General features: G+C 25.8%; 19 protein-coding genes. 18 read left to right on the forward strand and 1 reads right to left on the reverse strand.

The genetic code is table 4. The annotated features are described in order from the left end of the window. Nucleotides 1-6 precede the first annotated feature (6 nt). The 16 genes from oppC to AAHM84_RS00505 all read left to right on the forward strand — a co-directional run bounded on the left by oppC (nt 7) and on the right by AAHM84_RS00505 (nt 21,122). Nucleotides 7-969, forward strand: a complete 963-nt coding sequence (gene oppC, locus AAHM84_RS00430) for an oligopeptide ABC transporter permease OppC (protein WP_342258948.1) — start codon at nt 7-9, stop codon at nt 967-969. Nucleotides 970-979: 10 nt separating this feature from the next. Beyond that, nucleotides 980-2,869, forward strand: a complete 1,890-nt coding sequence (gene oppD / locus AAHM84_RS00435; RefSeq protein ID WP_342258949.1) for an oligopeptide ABC transporter ATP-binding protein OppD — start codon at nt 980-982, stop codon at nt 2,867-2,869. 4 nt (nt 2,870-2,873) lie between these two features. Next, on the forward strand, nt 2,874-5,036 hold the full coding sequence (oppF, locus tag AAHM84_RS00440; RefSeq protein WP_342258950.1) for an oligopeptide ABC transporter ATP-binding protein OppF: 2,163 nt from the start codon (nt 2,874-2,876) through the stop codon (nt 5,034-5,036). A gap of 21 nt (nt 5,037-5,057) precedes the next feature. Continuing rightward, nucleotides 5,058-7,454, forward strand: a complete 2,397-nt coding sequence (locus AAHM84_RS00445; protein WP_342258951.1) for an ABC transporter substrate-binding protein — start codon at nt 5,058-5,060, stop codon at nt 7,452-7,454. 80 nt (nt 7,455-7,534) lie between these two features. Next, a complete protein-coding gene (locus AAHM84_RS00450; RefSeq protein ID WP_342258952.1) occupies nt 7,535-8,470 on the forward strand; it encodes an alpha/beta hydrolase in 936 nt (311 codons plus the stop codon). Nucleotides 8,471-8,483: 13 nt separating this feature from the next. Then, nucleotides 8,484-9,770 (forward strand): ATP-binding cassette domain-containing protein, encoded by a 1,287-nt coding sequence (locus tag AAHM84_RS00455; RefSeq protein ID WP_342258953.1) that lies wholly within the window; start codon nt 8,484-8,486, stop codon nt 9,768-9,770. A gap of 11 nt (nt 9,771-9,781) precedes the next feature. Then, entirely contained in the window at nt 9,782-10,777 is a 996-nt protein-coding gene (locus tag AAHM84_RS00460; RefSeq protein WP_342258954.1) for a hypothetical protein, read from the forward strand. After that, nucleotides 10,758-11,774 (forward strand): hypothetical protein, encoded by a 1,017-nt coding sequence (locus AAHM84_RS00465; protein ID WP_342258955.1) that lies wholly within the window; start codon nt 10,758-10,760, stop codon nt 11,772-11,774. The genes AAHM84_RS00460 and AAHM84_RS00465 overlap by 20 nt, the downstream gene beginning before the upstream one ends. Nucleotides 11,775-11,777: 3 nt before the next feature. Beyond that, nucleotides 11,778-12,635, forward strand: coding sequence for a MurR/RpiR family transcriptional regulator (locus tag AAHM84_RS00470; protein WP_342258956.1), 858 nt, complete (start codon nt 11,778-11,780; stop codon nt 12,633-12,635). Then, nucleotides 12,635-12,976: a hypothetical protein gene (locus AAHM84_RS00475; RefSeq protein WP_342258957.1), complete on the forward strand. Its 342-nt coding sequence runs from the start codon at nt 12,635-12,637 to the stop codon at nt 12,974-12,976. The genes AAHM84_RS00470 and AAHM84_RS00475 overlap by 1 nt, the downstream gene beginning before the upstream one ends. A 62-nt stretch (nt 12,977-13,038) precedes the next feature. Next, nucleotides 13,039-14,712: a hypothetical protein gene (locus AAHM84_RS00480; RefSeq protein ID WP_342258958.1), complete on the forward strand. Its 1,674-nt coding sequence runs from the start codon at nt 13,039-13,041 to the stop codon at nt 14,710-14,712. Between the two features lie 240 nt (nt 14,713-14,952). Beyond that, complete coding sequence (ileS, locus tag AAHM84_RS00485; protein ID WP_342258959.1) at nt 14,953-17,661, forward strand: isoleucine--tRNA ligase; 2,709 nt, start codon at nt 14,953-14,955, stop codon at nt 17,659-17,661. 11 nt (nt 17,662-17,672) lie between these two features. Further along, on the forward strand, nt 17,673-18,410 hold the full coding sequence (locus AAHM84_RS00490) for a signal peptidase II (RefSeq protein ID WP_342258960.1): 738 nt from the start codon (nt 17,673-17,675) through the stop codon (nt 18,408-18,410). Nucleotides 18,411-18,413: 3 nt separating this feature from the next. Continuing rightward, the gene (locus AAHM84_RS00495; protein WP_342258961.1) at nt 18,414-19,328 is read left to right on the forward strand and encodes an RluA family pseudouridine synthase; all 915 of its coding nucleotides are present in this window, start codon (nt 18,414-18,416) and stop codon (nt 19,326-19,328) included. An 11-nt stretch (nt 19,329-19,339) separates the two neighbouring features. After that, the gene (locus AAHM84_RS00500) at nt 19,340-20,647 is read left to right on the forward strand and encodes a hypothetical protein (protein WP_342258962.1); all 1,308 of its coding nucleotides are present in this window, start codon (nt 19,340-19,342) and stop codon (nt 20,645-20,647) included. Between the two features lie 4 nt (nt 20,648-20,651). Then, a complete protein-coding gene (locus AAHM84_RS00505; protein ID WP_342258963.1) occupies nt 20,652-21,122 on the forward strand; it encodes a dCMP deaminase family protein in 471 nt (156 codons plus the stop codon). A gap of 167 nt (nt 21,123-21,289) precedes the next feature. Here the strand turns inward: AAHM84_RS00505 and rnhC are convergent, their stop codons facing one another. Then, nucleotides 21,290-22,168, reverse strand: coding sequence for a ribonuclease HIII (rnhC, locus tag AAHM84_RS00510; RefSeq protein WP_342258964.1), 879 nt, complete (start codon nt 22,166-22,168; stop codon nt 21,290-21,292). A gap of 104 nt (nt 22,169-22,272) precedes the next feature. Between rnhC and AAHM84_RS00515 the strand changes: the two genes are divergently transcribed. Continuing rightward, entirely contained in the window at nt 22,273-23,835 is a 1,563-nt protein-coding gene (locus tag AAHM84_RS00515) for a hypothetical protein (RefSeq protein WP_342258965.1), read from the forward strand. Nucleotides 23,836-23,837: 2 nt separating this feature from the next. Next, nucleotides 23,838-24,158, forward strand: coding sequence for a holo-ACP synthase (locus AAHM84_RS00520; RefSeq protein WP_342258966.1), 321 nt, complete (start codon nt 23,838-23,840; stop codon nt 24,156-24,158). Nucleotides 24,159-24,265 lie beyond the last annotated feature (107 nt).

The raw sequence follows: 24,265 nt of genomic DNA on the forward strand, positions 1-24,265 counted from the left end.
TTTTTTATGGAACAAAAACAATATACTATTGAAGAAATGAAATCTATAGATAATTCTCTCTTCAAAGTAATCGGTGCTAAGCACGAAGAATCAGAAAGAATAACAAATAAACCTTACAGTTACTGAAAATCAGTATTTGCAAGAGTTTTTAAATCAAAAACTTTTATCATATCATTATTTTTATTAGTAGCAATTATTTTAATGGCCTTCTCTATTGGAATAGGAAAAGACCCAGTTCCAACTGAAAGACCAGGAATTGATATTGAAGCACCAAGCTGACAACATGTATTTGGATTAGGAAAATTTGGTGAAGATTTATGAACTAAAATGTGAATTGGTACACGTACAACATTAATATTTACATTCTTTGTTGCATCAATTCAAATCTTATTAGGAATTTTATTAGGATCAATTTGAGGATTCTTTTCAAAATTAGATTTAGTATTTATTGAAGTTACTAGATTTTTAACACTAATACCATCATTAATTTTATGACTAATTGTTATCTTCTTATTTGGAGGAACTACAACAATTCCAGTTTTAATATTTGGTATTTCAATAACTAGCTGAATTGCTTTAGCTTCAGTTATTAGAGTACAAATTATGCTTGTAAGAAATGCTGAATATAATATAGCTTCAAGAGTTTTAGGAACACCTAGCTCAAAAATTATTAGAAAAAATGTAATGCCAAAAATTTTACCAATAGTTATTCAAACATCAACATTTGCAATTCCATCAGCAATTGCCATCGATTCATTGTTGGCATATTATAACTTTGGATTTGTAACAAATACATTAGATCAAGCATCTTTAGGTTCAATTCTAAATGAATTATTATCTGGTTCAGATTGAGAAGTGTTTCCTCACTTATTAATTATTCCAGTAGCTTTTGTTGGGGGAATATCATTATTATTCTTCTTAGCTGGAAAAGTATTTGCAGATTCATTAGATCCTAAAACACATAGATAGGAAAAAAATTATGAATAAAGAAAATAGAATTATATCTGTTCGTGACATGGAAGTTAAATTTCAAGTTAGAGGTAATTTTTTAACTGCTATTAGAACTGTTGATTTAGATGTTTATGACCAAGAAATTTTGGCAATTGTTGGCGAATCTGGAAGTGGTAAATCAGTTATTACAAAAACTTTTACAGGAATGTTAGAAGCTAATGGATGAGTAAGTAATGGCTCAATTGTTTATCGACCAACTCAAGGATCAATTGATGATCAAGGAGCATATTTTAAAGAACCAATTGATATTGTTAACTTACAAAGTCCTTTAATATCAAAAGATGTAATTAAAAATGTTACAAAAATAAATAATGAAAAAATAAAAGAATTATTTAAAGAAATTAAGCAATTATACAAATTAAATCCTAAATATAGAGAGAATTTAGAAAAACAAGAATTAAAAAAACTAAGATTAGAAAATAAAATTGAATCAGAACAAAATGAATTAGTCTTATTAAGAACTAAACAAGAATTACAAGATTTAACAGAGGATTTAAACTCTCGCTTGTTAGAAGATAATGAAATTTCACTAATTAAGCAAAATAATATCACTAAACAAAATGAACTGTTAGAAACTTTAAAAACTAAATTAAATGCAGTTCAAGAAAATATTGGTTTTAGTGGAAATAATAGAACAGCTAATAAAATAATAAAATTAGAATTAAAAATTAAAGCTGCAGAAGAAACATTAAAAATTATTAATGATAATGTAGTAAGAGATGAGTTAATAAATTCAAAACTTGAATCTATTTTAAAATTAGAAATTGATATTAATAAGGTAAAACCGCTTAATATGAAAAGTAGACATCAAGTTTCAAAAATAACTTCAATGATAGAAAACTTTATTGAAAATAATACTGAATGAGATGAAGTAGAAAAACAATTTATTTTAAATTACTTCCACTCAAAAGAACATTTAAAAAGATTTGAAAATGAATTAAGAGATATTTGTTTATCAATTATTGAAACAAAAACTTTGGATAAAGATCATTTTCATAATATTTTAGTTGACTGAAAAAGAATTAAAAACTCTGATTTAGTTAATAAAATAAAAGCATTGAAAGAAATTAGACAATTAAGAGGAAAAACAATTTCTACAATTTTTCAAGATCCAATGACTTCATTAAACCCATTATTACCAGTAGGTTTTCAAATTACTGAGGTTTTAAGAAAGCAAGTTGGATTAAGTAGAAGTGAAGCAAAAACTGAAGCTATAGAACTTTTACGAAAAGTAGGAATTCCAAATCCAGAAAAACGTTTTAAAGATATTCCAGGTAGATATTCTGGTGGAATGCGTCAAAGAGTTGTAATTGCAATTGCTCTTGCATCAAGACCAAAAATATTAATTTGTGATGAACCAACAACTGCACTTGATGTAACAATTCAAGCTCAGATATTAGATTTAATTAAAGAATTACAACAAGAATATAAATTCTCAGTTGTATTCATTACTCATGACTTAGGAGTAGTTGCCAAAATTGCCGATAGAGTTGCTGTTATGTATGCTGGACAAATTGTGGAAGTGGGAACAACAAAAGAAATTTTTGAAGATTCAAAACATCCATATACTTGAGCATTATTATCTTCATTACCTCAATTAGGTAAAAAAGGAGATGACTTATTCTCAATTGAAGGAACTCCACCATCATTATTCAATGAAATAGTTGGAGATGCATTTGCTCCAAGGAATAAATTTGCATTAGAACTTGATTATATTAAGCAGCCTCCAATGTTTAAAGTTAGTGAAACTCACTTTGCAAAAACTTGATTATTAGATCCACGTTCTCCAAAAGTTAAAAAACCAAATGTCTTAAATAACTTACGCAAAACAATAAAAGAATCAGAAAAGGTAGGCTAAAACTATGTCAACAAATAAAGAAGTACTTTTAAATATTAGGGATTTAGTAATTGAATTCCGTGTTAAAGGTAAAAAATTTAGAGCTGTTAAAGAAACTAGTTTTGATATCTATAAAGGTGAAATATTTGGTTTAGTAGGAGAATCAGGGAGTGGTAAAACTACAATTGGTAGAGCTATTGTTGGAGTGCAACCACTAAAAGATGGTGCAATCTATATGGAAGATAATATCGTTGCTGGTAGTCCAACAAGGTTATATAAATTAAATAAAGAAATTTCTAAAAAACTTGAAAATATGTCATATAAAATGGATATTACAACAAGAGAAATTCAAGCTAGAATTGATGGGTTAAAAGGATTGTATGAAAACTATACTAATAATCCAAGAGTGCTAACTCAAGAAGATCTTGAATTACAAACTAAAACTTCTAAGTTAGCTTATTTAAAAGCAATTATTTTAGAGAATTTAAAATATATAAATTCAATTATTAAAAATGAAGATAGAATGATTAAGTTTGTAGATAATTTACATTCTTATATTCCAGAAGTTTCAAAAGAACTTGAAAGATCTGTTTTATCAAAGTTAAAAGAAACTAAAGAAGCTATCATATCAATTAAAGAAAATGCTGATGAAATTTATTTAAAGGTTCAAGAAGTTTCTGATTATAGAGATGAAATTGATAATGTTCCCCCAGAAAAATTGGACTCAGTATTTAAAAAATTAATAGGCTTATGAAAGGTTATTACTGATAATCATAAAGAGTTTTTATCAAAACTTTCATGAGCTAAATCATTACAATTTCAATTACATGCACTATCTTCTCCAATGAGGAAAAGAGAAAAGTTTATTAATTATTATAATAAATTGATTTATATAAATAGAAATGAATTTTTTGAAGAGTGTAAAAAACAATTTGAGATTATGAAGGCAAATGGTGTACCTTCAACTGATAAGGAATATAAGAAATTAGAATACTTTATTACAGATTTTTGATCTCGTAAAAATTTAAATGTAGCTGCATGTAAAGAAATTTTAAATTTACTTTCAGAACAAAAAGTAATAACACCTAAAATAAATTCATTAGTTTCAAAATTAAAAAATACTGATTTTGAAAATGAATTAAAAAATTTAGCTACAGATGAATCAAAAATAACTGATGAAAAATTAAAAGAATTAAAAAAAGAATTTAGTTATATTACAAAAATAATTGAAAAAAATATAATTAAGGATAGAGAACTTATTGAAAACTTTTATGCTTGAAAAGGAATTGAAAATACTTATACACCAGAAGAAATTGAATCATTTATTGAATTAACAGATTTTCTAGATTTACCTTCAATTGATGAAATTATTCAAGAATCTTATTTCTTTGAGAGTCAATCAAAAAAACAAAGAAGAATTAATAGAAAAAACATTCAAATGATTTTCCAAGATCCAAGTTCTTCATTAAATGATAGAATGGCTATTGAAGAAATTATTGCTGAAGGAATGGAAAACTTCCCTGAACTTTATAAAGGTGAAGAGGCAAAGGAATTATATGTAACAGAATATAATGAACAAAATCCAAATGAAAAAATTACTTTGGATCAAGCAACTCCAGCTTTAGTTAAAAAACACATTATTTTAAAACTTGTTAATTCAGTAGGGTTATTGCCTGAACATTTATCAAGATATCCTCATGAGTTTTCAGGAGGACAAAGACAGCGTGTTGGAATTGCAAGAAGTTTAGCAATGCAACCAAAAATTATTGTTGCTGATGAACCAATCTCAGCTCTTGATGTTTCAATAAGAGCTCAGGTATTAAATTTATTTAAAAAATTCCAAGAGGAATTAGGAATAACATATGTATTTGTGGCTCATGACTTATCTGTTGTTCGCCATATTGCTGACAGAATTGCTGTTATTTATCATGGGCAGATAATTGAAATTGCACCAGCAGAGGAATTATTTAAAAATCCTCTTCATCCTTATACTAGGGCTTTACTTTCTGCAATTCCAATACCAGAACCTGAACTTGCAAAAAGTACTAAACTTGTTGTTTATGATCCAGAAAAAGAGCACAGTGATTACATATTTGACTTACCATATTTTAAAGAGATTACAAAAGACCATTTTGTATGAGCAAATAAAAGAGAAATTAAAGAAATTAAAAAATTAGTAAAAAAATAGAACAACGAAAGGAAGAATAAAATGTCAATATTATTTAAAAAAACATTAGGGCTTTTAGGTTTAGGTTTAACAACAACATTGGTTTCATCTTCTGTTGTTTCTTGTGCAACTTCTTTAAAATATTTAATGGACAGAACAGTAAGCACTGATGTATTCAAATCAATTTATACATCAAATGTAACAAGTTGAAATACTGCATATTCAATGCAAGCAGAAGATTCAAGAATTTGAGCTAATTCATTTGATACATTTTTATCAACAGACCAATATGGAAGAATCTATGGTTCTCTTGTTGAAAGTGAATATGGAGAAGAGCAAAATCAATCAGATGCGCAATATTCTTATGTAGGAGATATGAAAAATGAAGGTCAACAATGAACTTATAAAACAAGACCTATGACTTGAGTTAACTATCAAGGAAAAATAGTTGATCAAAATGGTTATATATCTTCGGATCAAACTAAAACTGGAGAAGGAAAAGCTTCAGTCATTGAAGGAGTTAGACAAGCAGCTTTATTTGCTTTAAATCCAAAAAATGGTTCAGATGTTGCTTCATTGTGAACATCATTTATTAAAGGTGCTGCTGAAATTCAAAAGGGAATCACGATAGCTCAAAGAGCTTATGAAGATAGTGAAAAAACTGATGAAGATGCTGCAAAATTAACTGCAGCCATAAAAGTTGAGAGAGATAAAATATGAAGTAACGATCCTGAGAAATTTGGAATTACTGTAAGCATTGAAACTCCAGAATTACTTACTTTTGACTTAACAAAAAAAGCACCATATTTTGAAAGTTTATTAACATATTCAGTGTTCTCACCAATTTTTACAGCAGAAAAGGGAGATATTAAAGATTTTAAAGAGGCAATGTACAACGCTTCTTACTATCCAACTCAAGCTAATCCAAATGGAAAAATTATTTTACAAAAAAATGAACACTATGTATTAAAAGAAAGTACTAATATTAAAACTTTAGAATATAACTATGTTGATGATGCGTCTGCTACTAAAGAAAGAATCTTATTTGAATCAGGTTCAACAACAGGATTTGAATTAAAATCAGATGACTTAAAAGGATGAAATAACTATATCGGTCAAGGTAAAGAGTCATATGAAAATCCTAAATTTGAAGGAGCATATCCAGTTTCTTCTCCAGATGCTTCTGGTTCATTTCTGTTAGTATACAACTACTATAATTCAGAAATTGATGATTATTCATTAAAACCTGATGAAAGAGAAAGAGCATTAGATGCTTCAAAATTGCTTCAATCAATTGATGCAAGAACATTTATATCAACAGCTTTAGACAGAACTGACTTTGTTAGGTTTTTTTCAAAAACAATTGATGAAGTTGGAGAACCATCACAAATGTTAAGAAATACATATACAGGTTATGGTGTTGCAAGTAATGGTGCAAAAGATTATACACAATATGTATCTGATAGTTATGATGAACTAATTAGTAAAAATGGGGCAACTGTAACTTCTACTGATGCTGATTGAAGTTTAAAAGATGGTAAAGATTCTTACTTCAATAAATCAAAAGAGTTAGCAGGAAAAACTAATGAAGAATTAATTAAAAATATAAATGAATATATTAGTTTGAACAATATTAAAAAAAGAAAAGTAAAAGGGAAATCAGAAAACAAAGTTATTTTAAAACTTATATTAAGTCCATCAAATAACAACTCATTAAATCCATATTTAAATATGATGTTTAAAAAATTTAATGAAATTAAAAATAACCCAATATTTGTACAAACTAAAGTTCTTTCATCAACAGATGAATACAGAACAAATGGTTCAAGAGGGGCAACTGATTTATTTATAAGTGGTTGATCACCTGACTATAAAGACCCATCAAGTTTTTTAGAAACAATGACACTATGAGGACCTTATGGTGCTTATACTGGAACCTCAAGATTATTTAAATCAAAAGCAGCAGCAAGTGAAGATAATACAAATGATGATTCAGAATATAATATAACAACTAAAAAACTTTATGCAAGATCTTTAGAAAAACCAAATGAAGAAAATAGTGCTACAAAGGCATTATTAAAATCATATGAAACATATTCAAATAGTTTTGAATCTACAGATTTAAATGTTGCTGAAACAGAGCGCAGATTTAAAGAATTTGCTGAAACAGAAACACAATTATTATATAAAGATTTTTTAACATTAACTTTATATACTAAGGGAATGCCAACTGTTTGAACAGTTAATCATTTAGCACCCTATACAAAATCATATGAAGCATTTGGTACTGGTCAATATAAGTATTATAATGCTAAAATTAACTCAAAACTTTTATCAAAAGAAGATTGAAAAGCTGCTTATCAACAATATTCAGATGATAAAATAGCTATTGCAGACAATTGAACCCTAAAAAGACAAGGTGCTCATTGAAAAAAATAAACTAAATAATTAATAAAAGTTTTAAAAAATCTACAAATTTGTAGATTTTTTTTATACTATTTAGTAAGTGAGGAAAAATTATGAATAATATACTAATTGAAAAAGTTATAAGTTTAATAAATAGTCGTAATCGTCAAAATTATGATCTATATAAAAATAATGGTTATTTAAACTTATTGAGTTCATATCAACAAGCCATTTTTGAACAGACACATGATCAAGAAATTTTAAATCTTGATATTAAGGAATTTAAAAAAGTCGAATTCAAATCTTTTGACTCAAAAAATATTGTTGGGATATATCATTTAAATAAGAAAAAAACTAAGAAATGAATTATTGCTTGTCATGGTTTTTCGTCTTCAAAAGAATCATCTGCCATTGCAAGTTACTATTTTAATAAGCTTGGTTATAATATTTTTGCATTTGATTTTAGAAACCATGGTGAATCTGATGACGCAATTATTACAATGGGTATTAATGAGGAAAAAGATTTATTAAGGGCTTTAAATTTTGTTAAAACGAATTTTTCATCAAAAGAAATATCTCTAATTGGTTTTTCAATGGGAGCTCATACAGTTAATAGGGTTGCGATTTCAAACAAAATTAAAAAATATAATATTAAATTTGCTGTTGCTGACTCTCCATATTTTGAAACAGCAAAAGTTTTGGAAAGAGTTATAAATACAATTGGTGGAGCATTTATTGGTAATTTTTTAGATAAAATTTTACAAGGGGTTTATAAAGTATATAATGATAAATATAAAATAAATATTGAAGCAGACACTATAACATATAAAATTCCATTGTGTAAAACTTCTTTTCCAATACTTTATTTACATTCTAAAAAAGATAAGGTAACAGATTATCAAGACAGTGAAAAATTTTATAACTTAAGAAAAGTTTTAAAAGTAAAAGATGCTTTACATATTTTTTTAACAGGAGAACATATAAGAACTCAAGTTTTACATACTGAAATGTATTGGAAGCTTGTTGGAAACTTTGTAGATAAAAAATAGAAGGGGTAAAAAGATGAAAAATAGTGAAGTAACCGTTTCTTTGGAAAATGTTTCAAAAATATTTAATAAAAAAAATTGAGTTATTAAAAAAATAAATTTGAAAATTAATAAAGGTGAAGGATTAGCAATTATTGGACCCAATCAATCTGGAAAAAGTGTTTTGGGTAGATTAATAGCTAGTCAAATAAAGCAATCTGGGGGAATTATTCAATATAATTTTAATGATGAAAATGTTATGGCAAATATTGGATTTCAGTTTAGACAAACAACTTGACCTGAAGGTTTTCTTGTAAAAGAAGTTTTTAACTTATATAAGCATATTAATGATATACAAGATAAAGAGTGAATAGATAAACTTGTTGAAGTATTTGGTATTGATTTGAGATGAGAAAAAACATTAACATCATGTAATACCTCTTGATTACAATTATTTTCAATTGCCTTAGCTATTATTAATAGACCAAGATTAGTTGTTTTGGATGAAGTTTCATCTTCAATTGGTCTAGATTTTAAAATTAAAATTTTAAAATTTTTGAAAGAATATAAGGAAAAATATGAAGCTTCATTTGTTGTTATTTCACCAGATGATTCAACTTTTGAATTACTTTGTGAAAGGGTAATCGTTTTAGAAAATGGCTTTATAATATCTGATGACCATATCACTGATTGAGAGAAAAATTTGACTTTTGAAAAGTACTCACTAAATATAATGGATGCTATTAGTCAACAAGAAATTAAAGTCAAACCAGATCCATTATTTAAACCTATTTTAAAAAAATTTGAAGAGAATAGAAAAATATTTAAAGAACAATATGATTACTTTTTAGAAAAAAATATAGGAAATGAACATGAATCAAATATTGTTTATATCAGAAATATTAATTATCATTTAAATGAGCTAGAAAATGTTTTAGTTAGTTTATTATCAACAGCTATTAATAGAAGAAATATTGATGAAGTTTTATTACATACAAAAATGGCTATTAAAATATTTAAAAAAACTAGAAAAAGAGTTACTAAATTAGACATCAAAGTAAAATATAAAAAATCTGCATTAACTTTTTTTAAGAAGACAGAAAAGTTCTTTAATTTTTTAGAAGAGGATCTTTATAATAGTTTTAAATCAAATAAGTATATTGTTTATGCAACTGAGCTTACAGCTCAATTATCGAAAAAAGAGTTGGAGCAGTTATCTTCATTAAAGAAAAAATATATTCAAGAAGAAATTAAATCGATGAAACTAGAGAGTAAATCAGTAAGAAAGCAACAAAAACTAGAAAAGAAACATAAAAATAAATAGGGGGTAGAAATATGAATAAGAGTAATTGAAGTACTTTTAAAATAATCTTTGCAATGCAATTGTCAAATTATAAAAAAGACTTATTTATAGTTTTTTCTGGTTGAATAATTACAACAATTACTCTTGTTGTATGATTGGCTTTTAAAAATGCAGGCACAGGAGCGGGCAATAAGGATTTAGTAGTTGATAATTTTATTGTTGCAAGTGCTATTGGTATTAGTGTTATTAGAAACTGTTTATTCAATCTTGTAAAAACTATCTATGATTTTAAATCCTCTATGTTTCTTGAACGTCTCTTTTCTACTAAAGTTTCAAAGACATTTGTATTCTCGATTATTATTTTATTTAGTCAAATAGTTAATATCTTAGTAGCAATATTTATGTTTGCAATTAGCATGTTATTTCCAGATCAAAGACAAGAAATAGTTAATGTTAATTGACCAGTTCTATTTTTAGGTTTCTTTCTTCTAGCAATTTCATCAAATCTAATTGCTTTAATAATAGTTTTTCATGCAAAAAGTTATGAATGAGCATCTGTAACAGCTAATCTTTTCTACTTTTTACCAATGTTTTTACTAGGATTAGGAATACCTTGAACTTTATTAGAGCAAAATAAACCAATTATAATAATAGGTTTCTTTCTCCCCCAAAGATATTTTTTAAATATTATGGCGTCTGGTTGAGCAGATGATATTGGTATGAAAACAAATCAGTTTGGTTACAATGGTAACTTTTGAATAGCTTATTTGGTCTCATTGATTATATTAATATTATTGACGATCTGATTAGTTATACTGTTGAAAAAGACTTTTGGTTATAAAAAGAAATTACTTAAAAAGTATCCGACTAATTTAAAACATATTGCAATTATTTATAGTATTAAAAAGGCCAATTCAATTGAAGAATTAAATCAAATTATTGAAGTTAAAAATTTAATAATAGAAGCAAAAAAAAGAGAAAATAAAGTAAAGGGAAAAAATAAGAATGATGAATCAAAAAAAATATAAAAAAGTAAATAATAATTTTAAGAGTTTTAAAGACCTTTATATCCTATCTTTAAAGACTTTTGTTTATTCTCCCTTAAATATGTTTCTTGGTGTTTTTCTTGTTATTTTTACTTTATTTATATGATTACTTTTTAAAGGTAATAATCCATTTTTGTTTTCATCAGCTATTGGAGCATTAATTGTAAGAAATGGAATACATACTTTTCATAGAGCACTTTCAAATAATAAGAATACAGGTTTTGACCAGAGAATTAATAATACAGGATTAAATGGTTTTATAAAACCTGGAGCAAATATTTTAGCCAATTTTACAATTAATTTTTGTATTATCTTTTTATTAATGGGTTTAACATTGATATTTTTTAAAGATCAAAGAACTTTATTCTCTTCAGTTAATTGAACTATGTTTATTACAGGAACGATTAGTTTATGATTGCTTTGTGTTTTAATTAGTTACACAATCTTTATGTTTGTAAAATCAACAGTAGTGGGCTCAATTTATGTCTCTTTAATTTATATATTTTCTTATAATTTATTAGGATGTGCCTTTCCTTATGAAGTTGTGGCAAAAATAAAATGGCTAAATTTTATTTTATATTTTTTACCCCAAAGATATATGCTTAATGTTATGCAAGCAGGGTGAGTAAATGCAAAGAATTTAGTATATGAAGGTTTGGGAGAAGAGCAACTATATAAAGTAGATTTTAGGTTAGGAGGAAATTTAGCTGTTCCTTTTATTATTACTTATAGTTTAATTTTAATCTTATCTTTTTGTTTAATAACATTTATAATATTAAAAGTGAAGCAAAAAAAAGTTGATGTTTATGGAACAAGTGTTGTTTTGAAATTATCAACTGATTATATTAAAGAAATTAAAAAATGCTCTAGTATAATAGAATTAAATAGGTTAAGAGATCAACATATTAAAGAATTAAAAAATAATTCTATTCATGTTAAAAAATTCTCTTTAATAAAAATAAAAAAAAGAGGTAATTAAGGGATGAAAATAATTGAGTCAAAAGACAAAAAGTTAAACTCAACAGAAAGCTCAATATTAAATTTGGTTAATAATGACCCAGATTTTTTTTGTAGTAACTCAATACAAGAGGTTTCAAGAAAGAGTAACGTAAGTCCTTCAACTATGACAAGAGTATGTCAGAAACTAGGATTTAAATCGTTTAAAGCAATACAAATGTTTGTTTATGAAAAGTCAAGAATGCAGGGAAGTTATTATAAATTAGGAGAGGACAATACAATTGAAGAAATTATTCATAATGTAAGAGGGGCCGCCGTTTATACAATTAATGAAACTTTAAACAGTATTGATAATGAAGAAATTGAATTGGTTTCTAAAAAAATTTACTCTTCAAAAAGAGTAATGATTTTTGGAATAGAACAACAGCAAATAAGTGCAAGTTCTTTTGTATTAAATTTATCAAGAATTAATATAATGGCACAAGCTGTTTCAAATATTCACAATTATGTTCAAAGAGCAATCTTTTTTGATGAAAATGATTTTGTAATTTTTATTACAAGAACAGGATGAACCAAAGAAATTATTGAATCAATCAAGTGAACTTATAATAAAAATATTCCAATTTTAATTCTAACTTCTGACAAGGAAATAACATTTAAACAATTGGGAAAAGATCTAGATGTTAATCAAATCCACATAATAGAAACACAAACAATTAGTAATGATAAAATAAAATATCCTTCAATTTCATCTGTTCCAGGAGAAATGATTATCTTTGATTTAATTATTAATATAATTGTTAGCAAAAATGAAGAATATCGTGACAAATTTAAAAAAACAGCAGAGATATCATTAAATTGAAATTTTGAGGGAAAATTATAATGGAAAATTCAGAATTATTGTTAAAAATCAAGTTACTAGAAAAAGAACTAGAAAGCTATAAAAACAAGGAAGAATATACAAAAATTGGATTGCAAAGAACCAAAAATGTTTATGAAATTGCAAGAAAAAACTCAGAGATAATAATATCTAAATCAATTAATTTGGCATATGAGTTTAAAAAAGAAATAGAATTGACATTGCAAAAGATTAATAAAAATCCATTAGAATTTAGTCAATATTTACAAGAATTTTTAGCTAAGCATGAATATTTTATTAATAATAAAGATCAAAAAATTGATCAATATTTAGAAGAAATTATTAATAAACTAAATAAAAAATAGTAAGTAATAGCAAAAAGACTTTACCAATTTTTATTGTATAATCATAAAAAGGAGAGATCTTTATGAAAAAATTATTAGCTTTATTGGCTTCTGGTTCATTTCTTGTTTCAACTACATCAACGACTGTTGTTGCTTGTTCTTTTAGTTTGAAAGATATAGAATCTTTCCAATATAATTTTAATCTGGGTGAAATGTCAGAAGTAAATCAAAAGGAAGTTATTAAAAGAATTGCCAAAATTAATAATATAACTGTTGATAGCAAAAAAGATATTGAAAGAATTGCAAATTTTCAATTAGATGTTAATTCAATTAGAGAAGAATCATATACAATTATTAACTCTAATTTTAATTTAAATAATAAAAACGAAAATGAAGAAGAACTGAAAAACTATGTTGCAACTATTAGAGTATCAGAATACTCTTGAATTGCAAAAGGAACAGGAACAATTCATTTTCAAGCAACAGATAAAATTGTCAAAAAAGCTCAAAATCCTATGGAACAATCAGAATCCTCTTTAATGGGTTATTGATGAAATTGAGGAAATGAAATTCCAGAAATAGGTAATTTAGCTTGAAGGCAACCAAAATTAGCATCAGTAATTGAATCTGAAAACAATCCTTATGATGTTATAAATATCTCTTCATTATATACAAAAGAAAAAGAGGGAGATATTGATAGCTTAAATATTAATGATTTTATTACAGAACCTGAAGGTGCTGATTCAGGAGTTTATGATGTTGATAATTCTAAGTATTTAATAGATAGAAAACAAATGCAGATTGATGGTAGTTGAGAAGATGACACTAAAATTATTACAAATTGAGGTGGAGCTACTGCAGATAGAATGATTTGAAAGTGGAAACAAAAAGATAAGCTTAGAGATAGAATGTATTTTTTACTTGATAGTTATGGTTTAGATGGAATAAGTTTGGCTATTGCAGGAAAGAGTCTTTACAATAGAGAAAGTCAAGCAACTATTTCTCAAGTAATAAAAGAAATAATGATTATTTATTGATTAAATGATAAAGATTTTTATTTATCATTATCAACTAAAATTCAATGATTATTTAAGGATGGAGTTTCTACAAACAAACCAACTTCAATTCCCTTCATTGAAGATTTGGCTGGTTGATATGAATGTATTGATTTACTAATGTATAATGTATATAGAGATGTCAATTTTGTAACTGCAAAAGAAGATATTTCAATTAGTTACAAAGGTAATACAACAGTAATTAAAAAAGGGGAAAAAATAAAATCCACATATGGAAATGGAAAAGAAGAAGATCCAGCTTATTTCTATGGAACACTTAAAAATCTAATTGATAAGAAATGAAATGAACAATCAGAAGTTTATTATTTAGGTGATAGGCCTGTAAAAATTGGAGTGGCAAGTACATATTCTTCATCTGCAAGTGGGTTTAGTGTGAAAAATGAAGATGAACCAGAAAATGGAGAAAGTAATTTAGCTGCGGCTTTGGCTAAATTACATAAAGATAAAAATGAATGAGGGAATTCAATAACAAATAATTTATTAGGGCTTGGATTCTTTGGAATAAATATTGATCAAATTTTATCAAATCCAAACATACCTAAAAAAGAGGAATTATTGGAAAATCAAGATAAAAGCAGCAGCAATGGACCTACAAATCCAAAAAAATGAGATAATGGAGTAAACTTAAAAAAATTTATTGAATATAGTGAAGAATATAAAAATAGTAAGACAAGATTTTAATAAGTTCTTTTCACAGAGAGTTAACATTTGCTGAGAGTTAATAAAGAATTATTAAAATTATCACTTATGAATATTAGAAGAAGAAAAGTATTTTTACTTAGTAGAACTTCTCGCAAGAAAAGCGTTAACATTTCAATTGAGATAAATAAATATCTATTTTTAGTATTTATTTAAATTAGGATGGTACCGCGTTAAAACGCTCCTATTATAGGAGCGTTTTTATTTTGAAAGGAAAAAATTATGGAAAAAAATTATAAAGATACATTACTTATTAATCAAACAAGTTTTGATATGAAAGCAGATTTAAAAATTAAAGAACCAAATATTCAAGAAAAATGAGATAGTCAAAAAATTTATAAGAAGAAAATAGAGGCTAATAAACAAAAGCCTAGCTTTGTTTTACATGATGGTCCTCCATATGCTAATGGAAATATTCACGTTGGACATGCTTTAAATAAAATATTAAAAGATATTATAGTAAGATGAAAAAATCAATCTGGTTATTGCTCACCTTATATTATGGGTTGAGATACACATGGTCTTCCAATTGAAACTGCAGTTACAAAAACTGGAGTTGATAGAAAAACTTTAAAACCTGTAGAATTTAGAAATCTTTGTAAACAATATGCTTTAACTCAAGTAAAAAACCAATCTGAACAGTTTAGTAGATTAGGAATTTTTACAGACTATGAACAAAAATATATTACATTAACTGATGATTTTGAGTTAAGTGAACTTAGATTATTTGCAAAAATGGTTGAAAAAAAATTAATATATAGAGATTTAAAACCAATCTATTGATCTCCTTCAAGCGAGTCTGCATTAGCAGAAGCTGAAATTGAATATGCTGAAGTAAAATCACCAACAATCTTTGTATCTTGTAAAATAGTAGATAATGAAAAATTTAAAGATACAAATTTAGTGATATGAACAACTACTCCTTGAACAATTCCTTCAAATCAATTAATTGCAGTTGGAGAAGAGTTGGAGTATGTATGAGTTAAACCAGAAAATGATCAAAGAAAATTTATTATAGCAAAAGATTTAATTAATTCAGTATCAGAACAAATTGGATGAGAGAATGTAAAAGTTTTAGATACTTTTATGGGTTCACAATTAATTAACATTAATTATCAACATCCATGATATGAAAATAAAATGGGATTTACAGTTTTAGGTCATCATGTTACAAGTGAAGCTGGAACAGGACTTGTTCATATTGCTGGAGGTTTTGGAGAAGATGACTTTGAAATTGTTAGCAAAAATAATATTAAAGCTTTTGCTCCAATTGATAATCAAGGTAAATTTGATGTAACAATAAATGATTCAAGACTAGAAGGAGTTTTTTATGAGGATGCAAATAAAATAATTGGTACAACTTTACAAGAAAAGAATCTATTATTAAAACTTAAGTTTGTAAAGCATTCATATCCTCATGATTGAAGAACTAAAAAACCAGTAATTTATCGTGCAACACATCAATGATTTGTTAGTTTAGAAAGTGTAAAAAAAGATATTGATAAAGTTATTGTTAAAGATGTACAAACAAATCCAGAGTGGTCAAAAGAAAGATTAAGAAATATTATTAAAGATAGAAATGATTGAACAATCTCTCGTCAAAGACTTTGAGGAGTACCAATAATTGCATTTTTTGATAAAAATAAGCAACCTCAACTAAATAAAGAAATTGTTGATTATGCAATAGATATTATTGCCCAAAATGGTACTAATGCTTGATTTGATTTACCAGCTGATACTTTTTTACCTGAAAAATTTAAAGGTCTAGGTTGAGAAAAGGAAACTGATATTCTAGACGTTTGATTTGATTCAGGAAGTTCTAATTTAGCAATGGAACAAAATTTTGGTTTAAAAAGACCTTTTGATATTTATTTAGAGGGAAATGATCAATATCGAGGTTGATTTAACTCTTCAATGATTAACTCTGTTATTTATGATGGTAAACCTGCTTATAAACAATTAATTACTCATGGAATGACAAATGATGAAAAAGGTAAAAAAATGTCAAAATCAATTGGTAATACAATTGACCCGTTAGAAATAGCCAATGATTTAGGAGCAGATATTTTAAGACTTTGAGTATTCTCAACAGATTTCACAGATGATCAAAGAATTGGAAAAGACATTTTAAAACAAGTATCTGAATCATATAGAAAAATTAGAAACACAATTAGATTTATTTTATCCAATTTAGTTGATTTTGACCCTAAAAAAGATTATCAAAAAGAATTGGAAGAAGTTGATAAATTTGCTTTAAATAATTTAACTGTTACAAAAAACAAGTTTTTTAATGCAATGGAAAATTATGCTTTTAATAGTGGTTTTAAATTAATTAATAACTATGTTACTAATGATTTATCTTCTTTTTATTTAGATTTTATTAAAGATATTATTTATGTAGAAGCTGCTAATTCAAAAAGAAGAAGGCAAGTTCAAACTGTAATTTATGAACAACTTTGAGCCTTACTTGATATGTTAAAACCAGTCTTAATTCATACAGTTGAAGAGGCATATCAAAGTATTGAAAAAATTAAAAAGGAAGAATCAATTCATTTATTAGATTTAAAAGAACAAAAATTCTTACAAGAAAAAGATTTTGTTTCTAAATGAAATAAAGTCTTAGAATTGCGTGATGTTGTTAATGAAGCTTTAGAAAAAGCAAGAAATGAAAAAATAATAAAAAAAGGTTTTGAAGCAGTTATTAATATAGAAATTAATAAGGAATTTAGTTTCTTTAAAGAAATTAAAGATTTAAATCAAATTTTAATAGTTAATTCAATAAATTTTTTACAGTTAAAAGACAAAATTAACTCTAAGCTAGCAAATGTTAGTGTAGAATTAAAACAAGGGTTAAAATGTCAAAGATGCTGAGCAATTTTTGATGAATTAAAAGAAGATATTTGTCAAAGATGTTTTAACGTAATAAATTAAGGTGAGATGAAATGAAGGATTTTCTATTTAATATTAAGTCAGGGTTAAAAAGTCATAATTATATTTTTAAATTTAAATTAATTTGATGTATACCTTTAATAGCAGTTTTAATAGGATTTGATTGAATTAGTAAAGCTATTGTTGTTAATACAATGAAATATGAAGGCAATGATGCAACATTTATTCCAGGATTTATTAGTTTTAATTATATAATAAATCCTGGTGCAGCATATGGAATGAATGCTGATAATAAGGGATTGGCTATTACAATCGCAACACTTGTTACATTACTTTTAATTACTGTCTTTATTTTTTTAAAAAACAAATATTGACTAATACCAATTAATTTAATGGTAGCTGGAAGTGTAGCTAATTTATTAGGTAGAGCTTGAGCTCCAATTTCAAAAGATGGAATAAGTGGTGGAGTTGTTGACTTTTTAAAATTTGAATTTTGAAACTCAAATTTTATATTTAATTTAGCTGATGCTTGAGTATCAATTGCAGTAGCTATAATCTTTATAATTTTTATAGTATATATAGTTATAGAAATTAGTGAGTTTAATATGAAGAAAAAAAGTCTTGAAAAATATGAATTTTATTGTGATATTAAACATAGAAAAATGCTTTTATTTGAAAGCTATTGATCTAAAATAATTACTAAAAATCAAGAAAAATTCTCATATAAAGATTATTTATCAAAAAATAAACAATTAGAAAAAGAATGAAAAGAATATAAAAACAAGGAGTAGATTATGAATCAATTTGAAATTAAATTAGAACATGATGCAGGAAGATTAGATAAGTTTTTAACTGAATATTTAAAAGAAGAATATGATTTTTCAAGAAGTTACGTTCAAAAATTAATTGAAGCAAAAGATGTTCTTGTAAATGACCAAGAGGTAAGTGTTAAACATAATCTATTAGCAGCTGATATTATAAAAATGAATATTAAAGAACCAACAGAAATGGAAGCAAAACCAGAAGATATTGATTTTGAAATAGTTTATCAAGATAAGGATTTATTAATAGTAAATAAGCCTAATGGTCTTGTTGTTCATCCAGCCGCAGGTAATCCAACTGGGACACTGGTAAATGGCTTATTATATAAAATAAAGGATTTGTCTTCAATTGGGGGAGTACTAAGACCTGGAATTGTCCATCGATTAGATAAAATGACAACTGGTTTGTTAATTGTTGCTAAGAATGATAAAACACATAGAAGTCTTACAAAAATGTTAGCAAATAATGAAATTCACAAAGAATATATTGCTTTAGTTCATGGTGTAGTTGAACCTAATGCAGGTAAAATAAATGCTCCAATTGGTCGTCATAAAGGTGATCGTAAAAAAATGACTACAACAGATATTAACTCAAAACATGCAGTTACTAACTTTAGTGTTTTAGAACGTTATAAAAATAACTCAAAAATAAGTTGTGTAATTGAAACTGGAAGAACACATCAAATTAGGGTTCATTTAGCTTATATTAAGCATCCAGTGGTTGGAGACCCTTTATATGCTTTCAAAGAGGATATGAAAGAAGAATTTGGTCAATATTTACATGCCTATAGATTGGCATTTAATCACCCAATAACTAATGAAAAAATAGATTTAATAAGTGATTTACCAAAAGAATTTAATGATAAAATCAATATGTTTAAAGAATAGGTGAGTATTATATGATAAATTTTAATGAATTGAAATTGAATTTAGTTCACTATTTTGTTAAAGTTGAGAAATATAGAGCTTTAGAAAAGTACAGTAATGATTATGTATCTTATTTAATTAACCCTAAGGCTAAATTTAAAATAATTAGAGTAACCTTAGGTTCTCCAGTTACAATTGATAAAAACTTAAATGAAATAAAAGCTACTTTAAAATCACAAAAAAGAGAAAAGTTAGAAGTTTTAAATATTGCTTTAAGTGACTCTGACATAGATATTGAATTAGAAGGGACAACTTTTAGTGTTTCTAATTTAGAAAATACTAAAATAAAATTAAAACCTTATTTTTCTAAAATAGATTCAATTAAAGAAGAAGAGAAGGAATCAAAAGAGGATTATATTTCAGATGAAGAAATGGTAGAAATCTTAAAAGATCCAACTAAATCTTCTAATATTAAGTTTAAAAAAGCAATTCAGAGAATGAATAGGAATAGTCCTGTTTCAATACTTTTAATTGCTGTATTTATGATTATGCCTTCAATTACAGCAGTATTTAGTATGTTATGATTTCCTCAAATAAATGGTCTTACAATTGACTTATTTTTTGGAGCAACAAATAGAAACTTAACTATTGTAGGTCAACAATGGTGAAGAATTTTCACTTATGGATTCACTTCAAATTCTAATGGACTTTTCATGGCAATTATTCAAATATTTTTAGCTGGAACAGCTATTAAATTAGCAAGATATACAGAAGGATTGGTAGGTTCAATAAAGTTTGCAATTGCAATATTTATTACTTATCCACTTGTTGGTTTTTTTGTTAGTGCAACTGTTCCAACTCAACAAGCTGTTTTTTCAGGCGGTTTAGGGTTTATGGCAAGTGTATTAGGTGTTTTAGCAGTTACTACATGAGATAAAAAGAGAGAACCGATTCAATTATTTTCAAAAAATAGAATGGTATTTCCAATTCTATGTTTAGTTATTTATCCATTATTTTTATCTCAAGCTCACTTATATATAATGATTATTGCATCAGCTGCAATTTCTTCAAGTATTTATTTATTATTAACTTATAAAAAAGATACTTTAGATAAATTAATAATATTGCCAATTACTATTCTAACTATTTCTTTTTTACTACCACTTACATTTTCTTTAATCAGTTATTATTCACCAGCTCATGATCCATATAGTGTAATGACTTTACAACTATATGTTATTAAAGGTTGAATGCCATATACAAAAGGAAATTCAATTATTTTAAGAAATGGTTGAGATTGATATCTTGATTCTAGTGGAAATATTTCAAAATGAGGCTAAAAATATGAAAAAAAGAAGAGATTATATTGATTGAGATACTTATTTTTTAGCAATGGTACAATTAAATGCAATGAGAAGTAAGGACCCAACTACACAAGTGGGGTGTGTTATAGTTAATGATTTAAAGCAAGTTGTTTCAACTGGCTATAATGGATTGCCAAGAGGTCTTAACGATGATAATTATCCATGAGAAAGAGATGGAAAGCTTGAAGAAACTAAATATCCTTATATAGTTCATGCTGAATTAAATGCAATTTTATCTTCAAAAGAATCTGTAAGAGGATGTGAAATGTATACTAGTTTATTTCCTTGTAATGAATGTACAAAAAGCATTATTCAATCAGGTATTAAAAAAATCACTTATTCTTCTGATAAATATGAAGATAAAATAGAAAATAAAATTGCTAAAAAAATGTTAAAGGAAGCCAAAGTTGAATGTACTTATAAAAGGGAAGTAAAAATAGTTTTAAGTTAAAAAATAATTTGATAATTATTTTTTTTTTTTTTTTTATTACCTTATAATTATAAAGTGTTAGTTTACTAGCACTCTGTATTTCGTGTATTATTTATTAATACGATAACAGTAAATACTCATTGCGTCCATCAGTGAGTATCAAAAAAACCCATCATAATAGGGTTTTTTTACTTTTTACTGTTAAAATGCATTTTAGTAAACTTTTCGACTTCGTCTTTCATTTCAACTTTATATTTATTAACAAACTCTTTTACTGTATTACTAGCTCCTAAAGGTAGTTTCACTTTATATTTTTCTTCTAAATTTCTTATGCTTTCTAAAAAATGATATCGAGCAATAATACTTGCACAAGCAACAGATATGTATTTAGATTCTGCTTTTGTTTCAAAATGAATATCTTCTATTATAATTGCTTGATCAGACAAATAATTATAATAATTTTTTTCACTGGCAAATTGATCCATAATTATTGGTATTGTTTTTAAATTATCATTATTTCTAAGTAATCTTTTTAATGCTTGATTATGACAAATAGCCTTTAAAATATGAGTGTTTTTATAAAAATCATAAGCTTGATTATATTTTTGATTCTCTAAAATATATACTTCCCAAATAACTTTATCTGTTATCTTCTTAAAAAGAGAATATATATTTGAATCTGTTATTTTTTTTGAATCTGTTATTTCAACTAATAAATCAGGATATTTTTTCTTAAAGTCCTTTTCCACATAAGCACAACAAGTTACTAAGGGACCAAAAAAATCACCAACTCCAACTTCGTCACAACCAATATTTGGTAATTCAAATGATTTACTTATATTTTTAGAGGGTTGTACTTGTTTTAAATTATATTTTAAGCTAAATTCTAAGGCCTTATTTCCTTGAATTAATAGGGTATTTGTATTATAAATACTTATAACAAGACCATTAATTTTTAATAAAAACCTTATATTTAGGTTATTTGAAGGAGTTATAAAATTCTTATTTTCTGTAATAATTTTATTAATTATTTTCTCGTCTACATTTTTAAAACTTAAACTTTTCATATTTTTTTCAGTCTTTCTAGATAAATTATAATGTAAAATATTGGTTATTATAAAATAATAAAATTGGTATAATTAAATTTAAGTAAGAATGGAGGTAAAGTTTAATGATTAATATAGGACCTTGATGGCTATTTGATATATTGGCTTTTTCCATTATTATTAGTTGTACAGTTTTTGGTATGACAAAAGGTTTTTTTATTACCTTTTATGTATTAATTTTACAATTAATAGTTGTTATTATCTTACTTTTTGTTCCAGCATTGCTAACAAATGCTTTAAACCCTTTGTTAATGCAATTGTGAGTTAAATTAAAAATTGTAGATGTTTTCTCCTATTTTGGTGACACGATAAGTAAATTAATTAGTTCATTGTTACCAGTTGGAGAAAGTGGATCATCATTACCAATTAGTGGATCAGGAACTGGTTATGAAATTTTAAAAACACTATCTGGATTAGTTTTATATCTTATAATGTGTATTTGAATCTTTGTAATAATAAATTTAATTGGTCTTATTTTATATAGAACATTTAAAAGAAAAATTAGTAAAATCAAAGTTATTAGAAAAGTTGATACATTACTTGGAGCATTTAATGGTCTTGCTATTGGTATGACTTTATCAATGGGAGTAAGTCTTGTTGTTAGTTTTCCTTTATTTCAAACCGAAAATCAAAAACTTGGCTTAACAGATTTTTCAAATATGACAGAAGAGCAAATAAGAGATGTTTTTTTAAATGGTAATGCCTATAAAAAATACTCTATATCACGTAAAGTTGCCTCACCATTACCATCAATACCTTTATTTAGTTTTACTTATACAAATGCTTGTGTAAGTAAATATGTAATAAGTCCGTTATCTGTTATGGGAATGCAATTAATTACAAATCAATCAATGCCTAAATTAAAAAACTTTTTTTTAGTATATGAAGATGTTATGGCAGAAGGGTATGCAACAACTAATCCACTTAAATTTCCAATTTCTGCATGTATTGAAACAATGCCACAAGATACACGTGCATTATTTAGATTAACTTCAGAAATGATGTTGATGGGTTCAACAATATTTGTCAATGGTTTAGAAAGTCCAAAAGCAACAATTACAAGTGTTGAATTAATTAATGCCTTTGATAATTATTATTTATCATCTGGTAAAGAGGAAAGTAAAATACATGATGGTTGACTAGATTCTAATGAATTGGAAAAATTTTATAAATGAGCTCAAGAAAAAACAAATAACGAGGGTATTGAAGCAAATCCATTTATTAAGCTCGCAGATAATTTGGATAAAATAACTAGTTCAGAGTCAACTGCAAAACAAAGATATCTATCAAAAATATTAAGGGATGCAAAGATGACTTATAATTTCTTTAAAAGTATTAATTATGTAAATGCTACTACTAGAAATAATTTAGACTCAGTACCATTTTTATCAACTATATATACAGCAACTTATCTAATTGAAGGATTTGAAATTACCCCTTCTGGGGAAATGAAATTAGGAGAATTTTATGACTCAAAAAGTTCTAAGGATGGGGTTAAAGCTTCAAATAATGATATTGAAAAAATAGAGCATGATCAAGAATTTTGAAGAAATAAAGATAATAAGGGTTATAGTGGAAGTTATTGAATAGAACATTACTTTGATTTTGCAAAAGGATACTGAAATTAATTATGGCAAAAATTGGTATTGATATTGTTGAAAATGAAAGAATAAGTTTAAATGAAAGTTTTTTAAAAAAATTCTTACACATTGATGAAATTAGTTTGCTTAATAATTTAGAAAGCAATGATGCCAAACTGCAATTTGCATCAGGAAGATGAGCTGCTAAAGAAGCTTTGATTAAATGTTTAGAAAAGCCTCTAAAAATTAGTGAAATAAATATTATTTATAATAAAAATAAACCCATTATAGAAAATAAAGAATTTAAAAATATTGAATTATCTATTAGTCATGAAAAGAAATATTCAGTTGCAGTAGCTTTAAATTTATAAAAAAAATTTTGAAATAATTCAGAATTATAATTATATTTATGAAAAATTTATTAGTAGGTTATAATAAATTTTTTTGTTTTTCTGAAAATTAAAATAAAGAGTTATAG

It is taken from the genome of Spiroplasma endosymbiont of Dioctria linearis (assembly GCF_964030865.1).
Lineage (GTDB): Bacteria > Bacillota_I > Bacilli_A > Mycoplasmatales > Mycoplasmataceae > Spiroplasma_A.